Here is an 8,751-nt window from a genome sequence, read left to right as displayed (position 1 = left end):
TAAACAGACCACCGCTGATTTTTGTTCATAAGATTATTGCAGGAGGCAATTACTTTGCTAAAATTGTACCATAGTTCCTAATTTTGCGGGCATGTATCAGTCGAAGGAAAAGATTTACACCCTGCATTTTATATTACTTTGCCTTAGCAACGCACTCTTTTCTGCCAGCTTCAATATGATGATCCCCGAACTGCCGGCTTATCTTACCCGGATGGGCGGGGCTGATTACAAAGGATACATTATTGGCTTATTTACTTTAATGGCGGGGCTTTCGAGACCATTCAGCGGCAAACTGACAGATACGATTGGGCGGGTGCCGGTTATGATTTTCGGGTCGTTGGTATGTGTGGTATGCAGCCTGATTTATCCGCTGATCAGTTCTGTTGGCGCCTTCCTCCTGTTACGGTTCTTCCATGGATTTTCCACCGGGTTTAAGCCCACCGGCACTGCTGCCTATGTGTCTGACATGGTACCCGTTACACGACGGGGCGAGGCCATGGGTATGGTAGGATTATTCAGCACCATTGGAATGGCCATGGGGCCTGCCATCGGCGGATATGTGGCCGTACGGTGGAATATTAACATCATGTTCCAGCTATCAGCTGTATTTGCATTATTGTCTGTGGTGATTCTTATCGGAATGAAAGAGACGCTTGCCCATAAACAACGCTTCAGGTTTTCCCTGCTGAGGATCTCCGGCAGTGAAATTTTTGAGCCCCTGGTTTGGTCACCGGTGATCATCACTTTTCTTACTTATTTCAGTTACGGCGCCATTCTTACTATCATACCCGATTTCAGCGCCTATCTGGGGATAAGCAATAAAGGGCTCTTCTTCACTTTCTTTACTGGTAGCTCTATTGGTATCCGGTTACTGGCAGGCAAGGTATCAGACCAGTTTGGGCGGGTGCCGGTATTGAAAGTTTCTGCTGTAATGATGGCCGGTTCCATGCTAATGATGGCGTTGGCCCATAACAGCCTGTTACTTCTTTCCTCCGCCGTGGTATATGGTATTTCGGTGGGACTGAACTCTCCCGCAGTAACTGCCTGGACTGTTGATCTTGGCCGGCCGGAACATCGCGGACGTGCGCTCGCCAGCATGTACATTGCCATGGAAGCCGGCATTGGCCTGGGAGCCTATTTTTCCGCATTTATTTATAATAACCACGCCACTAATTTCCCGGTTACATTTTATGTATTTGCCGGCATTACGCTGATGGCCACATTGTATCTCAGTTTCATTTATAAACCTGGGAAAACTACGGATACTGTTGTACAAAAGGTATAACCGGAAAGGCCGCATTATGCCAAGGTTATAATGCAGCCGTACATTACCCGTTATTCGTCCGCAATGCCATCCTCCGGGATTGCTTTCGCCGGGATCACGGTAACAGGCTCCTCTTCAGGCAATGACAAATCCTCTGTTACGGCTATCCTTAAATTTTTAGGCAGCTCCTTCTTATTGTCGAGTCCAAGTTTACGCATCCTTTCTGCACGGCCCACAAGATTGCCGTTACCGGCAGATAGCTTATTCATGGCATTTTCATACGCCCCCTGGCTCCTCTTCAAATGCTCCCCAATAAGCCCCATATCTTCCGCAAATCCTACGAACTTATCATACAGTGCGCTTCCCTGCCTTACAATTTCCTCCGCGTTCTTATTCTGTTTATCCAGTCTCCACATATTATCAATTACCCGGAGCGTAGCCAGTAAAGACGGTACACTTACCAATATGATCCTTTTACGGAATGCGAAATCATACAGGTCTTCGTCTACCTGCATAATGGCAAGTGCATACGCCGGCTCAATGGGAATAAACAACATCACAAAGTCTGTTGTGTTTTTGTATAATGTATGATACGCCTTGGCACTCAGCTCAGTTACATGGTTCTTTACCGACTGCAGATGCATTCTGAGCGCCTGCTTCTTCTCCTCCTCACTGGTTGCGCTGCAATACTGTTCATACGCTTTAAGAGATACTTTGGAGTCGATAACCAGTTGCCGGTCCTCCGGCAGCTGCAATACCAGGTCGGGTTTTCTCAGCTGCCCGGTTTCATCCCGCTGGGCGTCCTGGGTAAAATAATGTACGCCCTTTTCCAACCCGGAAGCCTCTAATACCCTTTCCAGGATCATTTCCCCCCAATTCCCCTGCTTCTTTGTATCAGCCTTTAAGGCATTGGTTAAGTTATTGGCTTCTTTCGACAATGTTTGATTGAGCAGCAGCAGCCGCTGCAACTCGTTTTTCAATTCTGTGCGCTGCGCCGTTTCCGCCACAAGCGATTGCTGTACACTACTCCGGAAGTTATCGATCTTCTCTGCCAGCGGCTTCAGCACATCATCCATTTTCACCTTATTCTGCTCCATGAAAGTGCCGGAAATCCGCTGCAACAACTGCTGTGCAGTGTTCTCAAATTGTACCCTGAAGTCTTGCTGTACCTGCTGCAGCCGCTCCTTTTCCCCACTCAGTTGCAATTGAAGGTATTTATTCTGCTCCATGATGCGCCCCTGCTCAGACATCAGCACCGAAAACTCTTCATTTAACCGCTCCAGTTGCTCCTGCTTTTCCTTTACCAGTATCCCTTTATCATCCAGCATATTCTGCAGGTATTCCTGCCTGGCTTCCTGCAGGTTATACTTTTCCTGCAGAACAGCCTGGCTGGCTTGCCAGTCACGCTGCTGCTGTATGAACATCGCCTCGCGCACCCGCTGCTGTTGCCGCGCAGCAAACAACAGGTAACCGAGCACCAATATCACAATTCCCGAAATGACAATTAGTATGATCATGATAAATTCCTCTGATGGCAAAATAGTCTGTCACTACGCACTGAATTTGCGTTGAGGCAGACGAACATCTCTCCCAAAATAAAAAAAGCAGGAACAACCGGAAATTATTCCGTCCGTTCCTGCTTCCAATATAATTAAACCCTGTTATAAACGCTCGTACAGCTTACGCAGTCTTTCGCGGGTCATGATCTGCTGCCAGTCTTTCCCCAGCGCATTTTCCCATAGAGGAGCCATCCCCAGCGACACATTGATCATCGTTTCAAACTGCTCGTCGGTTAATCCTTTGGTGATACCCTGCGGAATAGTGATGTTATGCTTTTTCACCATCTGCTTGAATTTTATTACCCCTTCCGGATAAAATTCCTCCAGCTTGTCAAACACAATGCAGTTACCAATACCATGTTTGGTGCCAAGCAAATATGCCAACCCATAGCTCACCGCATGCGCTACACCTACCTGTGAGTAAGCAATACTCATTCCGCCTGCATAAGAGGCCATCATCAGCTTTTCATCGGCATCATCATCCCACTGTTCCTTCTGCAGGAAAATTTCTTCACACAGCTCCTGTGCCTTCTCTCCGTACGATTTACTGAATGCATTCAGGTAGGTACCCTCCAACGATTCCACGCAGTGAATAAAGCAATCCATCGCCGTATAGAAACGCTGGTTGGCTTCTACTGTTCTCGTCAGCGAAGGATCCAGTACGATCTGGTCAAATGGTGTGAAATCAGAGTTCATTCCCAGTTTACGGGTAGGACCCGTTAACACACAGGTGCGGCTCACTTCCGCTCCTGTACCGGAAATAGTAGGTATGCCCACTTTATAAACACCCGCTACTTTTACAAGATCCCATCCCTGGTAATCAGCAGATGAACCCGGGTTTGTCATCATCAGGGACACCGCTTTGGCCATATCCATCACAGATCCTCCACCAATACCAATGATCCCTGATACTGTACCAAATTCCGCTTTGAGTTCATCGCGGATCTTGTCTACCGTTTTCGTTTTAGGCTCATCGGTTACATCAATCACTACAATTTTATCCTTCCCTTCCAACGGGATACGGGACAAAAATTCGTTCTTATCCTGGAAGTACTCATCCACGAAAAATATCATGGGAGCATCGCCTATGCGCCTGGGGGCAAGTATTTCACCCAGCTGATCAAAACATCCGCTGCCGTAAACTACATAATCCACCATTTTAAAATTCCTGAATTTCATATATCCGTAATAGTTAGGTGTTATAAAAGTTTTGCTGCCTTCTGCAAGTCCTCAGGGGTATCTATTTCAACACCCATGTATGAAGTTACAACCATCTTCATAGGGATCCCGTTCTCCAGGTAACGCAAACATTCGATCTTTTCCGCAGCCTCCAGGGGTGTTACCTCCAGTTGCGTGAAGTCGAGCAGGGTTTGCTTCCGGAATGCATAAATACCAATATGCTCGTAGTAAATGCTTTTTATATCCGTGTTACGCGGGTAAGGAATAACGGAACGGGAAAAGAACAATGCGTTGAAATTCTTATCTACCGCTACTTTCACATAATTAGGATCCTCAATGGATGCCTGGTCTTTCAACTCCTGCATCAGCGAGGCTACCTGCACTTTCTTTCCTTCTTCCCCTTCAAATACTTTCAGCAGTTTTTCCAGCGGTTCTTTTTGCGTAAAGGGCTCGTCTCCCTGCACATTCACCACAATATCCACTTCCATATCTGTAACGGCTTCGGCTATACGATCAGTACCACATTCATGCTCCTTCTTACTCATAACCGCCTTTCCACCGTTACTTACAATTTCATTATAGATAAGATCACTGTCTGTCACTACCATTACATCGTCAAAAACCCCCGTGTTTACTGCAGATTCATACGTTCTGAGTATCACTGTTTTATCACCCAGCTTGGCCATCATTTTACCGGGGAAACGGGAAGCGCCATAACGGGCAGGTATCAACGCTATTTTTTTCATGTAGTATGATTTTAACTGCAAAAGGCGCAGGCAACAAATATACATTGCCGCCCCACGCCTTTACCAGGTCAATTATAATGCGCTTTTCACTGCTTTCACCAGTTTCTCCGCCCGCTCCTGTATCTCTGCATCGCTCCAGCTCAGGTTGATCGGGGTAGAAATATTCCTGCCGATAATAGCATCTGAAGCGGGAAACTCTTTGGTTTTATATACCTCCATCGCCTGTTTCAGTTCTTTGGCAAAAGGAGTTAATACACTGCCTTCTTTAAAGTGCTGCCATTGGCGGATGTAGTGCCAGTTGTTTTCATAATAGTGAAACGCCACCAGTCCGGCTGCTTTCATTGCTGCAGCCGCTTTGGCCGCCTGGGCGGTTTCCGGCAGGAAAAACGAAAGAAAAGTGGCGCTGTCGCCGGCTTCATCCGGCAGGCGGCGAAAGGTTACGCCCGGTACTGTAGCCAGGGCCTCCTTGAATATCTTCTTGGTTTTACGCTGTATTTCCAGGAAAGTATCCAGTTTGCGGATCTGTGCCAGTCCTACCGCTGCATGCAGTTCTGAAATACGGTAGTTGTAACCAATAAACGGATGAAGGTCTGCCCCCCGGTCTGCACCAAGGTGATCATGTCCATGGTCCGTATAGCCGTCACATTTAGTATAAATATCTTTATTGTTGGTGATGATCGCTCCGCCTTCTGCGCAGGTGATCGTTTTTACGAAATCGAAAGAGAACGTACCTGCGTCGCCGATAGACCCCAGCGCCTTTCCTTTGTAAGACGCTCCGAAGCTCTGGCAGGCGTCTTCAAGCAAAAACAGGTTATGCTTTTTGCAGATGGCCTGCAAGGCATCCAGGTCTGCCATCGCCCCGCACATATGCACCGGCATCACGGCCTTTGTACGCGGAGTAATAGCGGCTTCTACTGCTTTGGGGTCAAGTGTCAGGGTATCATCCACATCTACCAGCACCGGTGTAGCTCCTACGGAAAATACCGATTCAAAGCTGGCCACAAAAGTAAAGGTCGGCATAATGATCTCATCGCCGGCCCCCAATCCCAGGGCTGCCATAGCAGTGGTTAATGCTGCCGTACCACTGGAGGCAAGTTGGGTATACTGTACATTCAGTTTATCGCAAATGGCCTGTTCCAGTTCCTTTGCTTTCCAGATGCCTTTACGCGGACCATCAAATCCGTAGCGCATCATGATTCCTGTTTCCAGTACATCGTTTACTTCTTTCCTTTCCTCGGCTCCAAATAGTTCAAATCCGGGCATAAACTGTTGATTTTAAAATATAATTTTGAATAGTGCTTTTTAAATAGTGCTGCAAAGTTACTATAATAGGCATTGCATTACATCGGAAAAACTGTTTATCTTTTGCTAAAAATTTACCATGCGTTTTGCACTGTTTCTTATCCTGTTGGGCGCTTTAGCTGGAATGCCCACCCATGCCCAGAAAGGCGGTTCTTCCGATCAGCAGCAGATTACGGCGCTGATGGACGTTCAAACATCGGCCTGGAATAAAGGGGATATAGATGGCTTCATGGCCACTTACTGGCATTCCGATTCCCTCCTTTTTATTGGTAAAAACGGGGTAACCTACGGCTGGCAGGCTACGCTGGATCGCTATAAGAAAACCTACCCTAACACTGCTGCCATGGGCAGGCTGGATTTCAAATTACTGCAATTCAAACCCCTGGCGTCCGGCACCTGTTTGCTGATAGGTAAATGGCACCTGGAAAGAACAATAGGCAACCTGGAAGGCCATTTCAGCCTCATCCTGAAAAAGATAAAAGGCGAATGGAAAATTATTGCTGACCATAGCAGCTAAAAAAAACCATCCCAGGAATAGGATGGCCGCTATACACCACAACATTAAAGAAGTTTGGCACTTCTTTATTTTTAAATAAAGTCTAGTTTGTTTTCATTTGATATGGTAAAATATTCAATGCTTTGATTTCTTTCCTTTTTCATCATTATCCCTTACCACTTTGTTCTCTTCCTCCGGCTTATCAGACAAATCGCCGTGCAGCGGATTACGGTTGCCGGTTCCTTTATCCTGCGACAGAATATCTACCGGTCTCTTCTTCTTATCATGATGTTCGCCGGTATGATCTGTTTCCTTTTTTTTCATAATCTCTTTTTTTGAAGATGAAAATATGGGAGATACCTGAAGGAGATAACAAACACTATTCCACCCGTTAAACAGGCCATTTTGAAGACATAGCGAACTGGCGCCGGGGCATCATCTCCACAAAACCCTGATGCACAGTGAGAAAGAATAACAACACTATAGACGTAGAAATATGGTAGTTATGATTAACATTAGATTTACAAAAACTATGTTCCATATCTCATATCTACGTAGTATCTTCGGTGCCTTAAAGCAGTTTTAACCCGTAACCTCTGATCAACCACGAGTAGTTTTAATCAAGTTCCTTCCTAAAGCCGATTTTAGTTTTAATCCAAGTCCTGTTTAGAACCCGGTATCTATTTACTATAACTTATTACTGGTTATGCCCGGGAAAATTATGCGTGTGGCCACCACATTGATGGCTGTTATTATTTATTGCAGTTGTTCTAAAACAGCAACCCCACTCCCCGAAGAGCCGGGAAAAATACTTCCTGCCGATACCGCTGTGGTACCTGAAAACAAAGTGGACCGCAACGCCCTGTTAATGCTGGTAAACGGAATACGCAGCCGCGGCTGCAACTGTGGCACTGATAAAATGCCGGCTGTAGATCCGGTCACCTGGAACGGCCTGCTGGAAAGAGCCGCCTATGACCACAGCAAAGACATGGCACTCAATAATTATTTCAACCATACCGGGCTCAATGGCTCTACGCCAGGCTCCCGCCTTGATGCCGCAGGTTATAAATGGAATTATTACGGCGAAAATATCGCCACAGGGAACCTCGACGAACAGGCAGTGATACTTGGCTGGCTGAATAGCCCCAGCCATTGCCATAATATGATGGACGCAAAATTTACAGAGATCGGCATTGGCCGCTATAACAACGCATGGACAATGGAGCTGGGCAGGAGATCTGCTGCCCGGTGATCAGGGAGCGCTCATCTTTTTACGCCACAGGCGCCATACCAGATAAAGGAAAGCGAGCATGGAAACCCCGAACCAAACATAGAAAAAGATCATCCTGCCGGGGGTAGATTCCTCCGGTACGGCAAATCCCAGGTACAAACCCAGGAATACATTGATCATCATCCAGAAAAAACCAATAAAAATGGTCCTCATAATCTTTATAAGGAAATGAAATAATTCATAATCCATCTTATTGGGATCTTCCGGCGGTTTTTCCTGTTCTTCTTCCATAACCTGTATATAGTGCTAAGGTATGCACAGTTTGGCAAGGTCTGTACTATCGCCCTTAAATACATTAAAATCTACGGTAGTCCGGATACCATTTACCCGGCCTATATCGCTGTGTTGCCAGAACAACCAGGCCCTGTCGGACCGGGGACGTTCCTTCTGATAATAATGCGCGATCCATAAGGGATAGCGGTCAAATTCGCTGCCAAGATATGTTTCGTAAAAATGAATATTTGTGTAGATGATCGGTTTTACTTTGTATACTTTCTCCATTTCCTCCAGCCAGATCTTTGCGGTGCTCCGGATTACTGCCGCGGGCTGATTGTTGCTGGTTTCAATATCCAGTACCGGCGGAAGATCCCCGGATTGCAGGTCGGCCACGTTATGAAAGTTGATGGCCTGTTTTAAAGGGTCGCGGGTGGCATAAAAGAAATGATAGGCCCCCCTGATCAAACCTGCCTTCCCCGCTCTGTCCCAGTTTTGTTTAAAGGCGGCATCCTGCCGTGTAATGCCTTCTGTGGCCTTTATAAAGGTAAAGGATATACGAATTTTGTCTACCTGCATTTGTTTTACTGCGGCCCAGTTAATGTCTTTCTGGAATTTGGAAACGTCTATACCGTGAATTTTATAGTTCACCGGCATATCAATACCAAATTCTTCATACCGTACAAATTTCACTTGTTTTT

General features: G+C 46.3%; 10 protein-coding genes. 3 read left to right on the top strand and 7 right to left on the bottom strand.

What is annotated here, in order from left to right:
• Nucleotides 1-91 precede the first annotated feature (91 nt).
• Nucleotides 92-1,285 (top strand): MFS transporter, encoded by a 1,194-nt coding sequence (locus tag VN105_RS14165; protein ID WP_325641958.1) that lies wholly within the window; start codon nucleotides 92-94, stop codon nucleotides 1,283-1,285.
• A 50-nt stretch (nucleotides 1,286-1,335) separates the two neighbouring features.
• On the opposite strand, the gene rmuC is transcribed toward VN105_RS14165, so the two are convergent.
• The 4 genes from rmuC to VN105_RS14145 form a co-directional block, all read right to left on the bottom strand.
• Nucleotides 1,336-2,781 (bottom strand): DNA recombination protein RmuC, encoded by a 1,446-nt coding sequence (gene rmuC, locus VN105_RS14160; RefSeq protein WP_325641956.1) that lies wholly within the window; start codon nucleotides 2,779-2,781, stop codon nucleotides 1,336-1,338.
• A gap of 144 nt (nucleotides 2,782-2,925) precedes the next feature.
• Nucleotides 2,926-4,002, bottom strand: coding sequence for an iron-containing alcohol dehydrogenase family protein (locus tag VN105_RS14155; RefSeq protein ID WP_325641954.1), 1,077 nt, complete (start codon nucleotides 4,000-4,002; stop codon nucleotides 2,926-2,928).
• Nucleotides 4,003-4,022: 20 nt separating this feature from the next.
• Nucleotides 4,023-4,748 (bottom strand): 3-deoxy-manno-octulosonate cytidylyltransferase, encoded by a 726-nt coding sequence (gene kdsB, locus VN105_RS14150; protein ID WP_325641952.1) that lies wholly within the window; start codon nucleotides 4,746-4,748, stop codon nucleotides 4,023-4,025.
• Between the two features lie 72 nt (nucleotides 4,749-4,820).
• Nucleotides 4,821-6,011, bottom strand: coding sequence for a DegT/DnrJ/EryC1/StrS family aminotransferase (locus VN105_RS14145; protein WP_325641950.1), 1,191 nt, complete (start codon nucleotides 6,009-6,011; stop codon nucleotides 4,821-4,823).
• A gap of 118 nt (nucleotides 6,012-6,129) precedes the next feature.
• Here VN105_RS14145 and VN105_RS14140 point away from each other — a divergent pair, with 118 nt between their 5' ends.
• The gene (locus VN105_RS14140) at nucleotides 6,130-6,567 is read left to right on the top strand and encodes a nuclear transport factor 2 family protein (RefSeq protein WP_325641948.1); all 438 of its coding nucleotides are present in this window, start codon (nucleotides 6,130-6,132) and stop codon (nucleotides 6,565-6,567) included.
• 114 nt (nucleotides 6,568-6,681) lie between these two features.
• Here the strand turns inward: VN105_RS14140 and VN105_RS14135 are convergent, their stop codons facing one another.
• The gene (locus VN105_RS14135; RefSeq protein ID WP_325641946.1) at nucleotides 6,682-6,870 is read right to left on the bottom strand and encodes a hypothetical protein; all 189 of its coding nucleotides are present in this window, start codon (nucleotides 6,868-6,870) and stop codon (nucleotides 6,682-6,684) included.
• Between the two features lie 382 nt (nucleotides 6,871-7,252).
• Between VN105_RS14135 and VN105_RS14130 the strand changes: the two genes are divergently transcribed.
• Nucleotides 7,253-7,798 carry a CAP domain-containing protein gene (locus VN105_RS14130; protein WP_325641944.1) on the top strand — a complete coding sequence of 182 codons (546 nt, stop codon included), beginning with the start codon at nucleotides 7,253-7,255 and terminating at the stop codon, nucleotides 7,796-7,798.
• Here the strand turns inward: VN105_RS14130 and VN105_RS14125 are convergent, their stop codons facing one another.
• Both VN105_RS14125 and VN105_RS14120 read right to left on the bottom strand, forming a co-directional pair.
• Nucleotides 7,799-8,068, bottom strand: coding sequence for a hypothetical protein (locus VN105_RS14125; protein ID WP_325641942.1), 270 nt, complete (start codon nucleotides 8,066-8,068; stop codon nucleotides 7,799-7,801).
• A 15-nt stretch (nucleotides 8,069-8,083) separates the two neighbouring features.
• On the bottom strand, nucleotides 8,084-8,751 hold a 668-nt coding region (locus tag VN105_RS14120; RefSeq protein WP_325641940.1), incomplete at its 5' end, for a glycoside hydrolase family 25 protein.

This window comes from Chitinophaga sp. (genome assembly GCF_035564935.1).
Classification (GTDB): Bacteria; Bacteroidota; Bacteroidia; order Chitinophagales; family Chitinophagaceae; genus Chitinophaga.
This window is presented reverse-complemented; position numbering and strand designations above follow the sequence as displayed.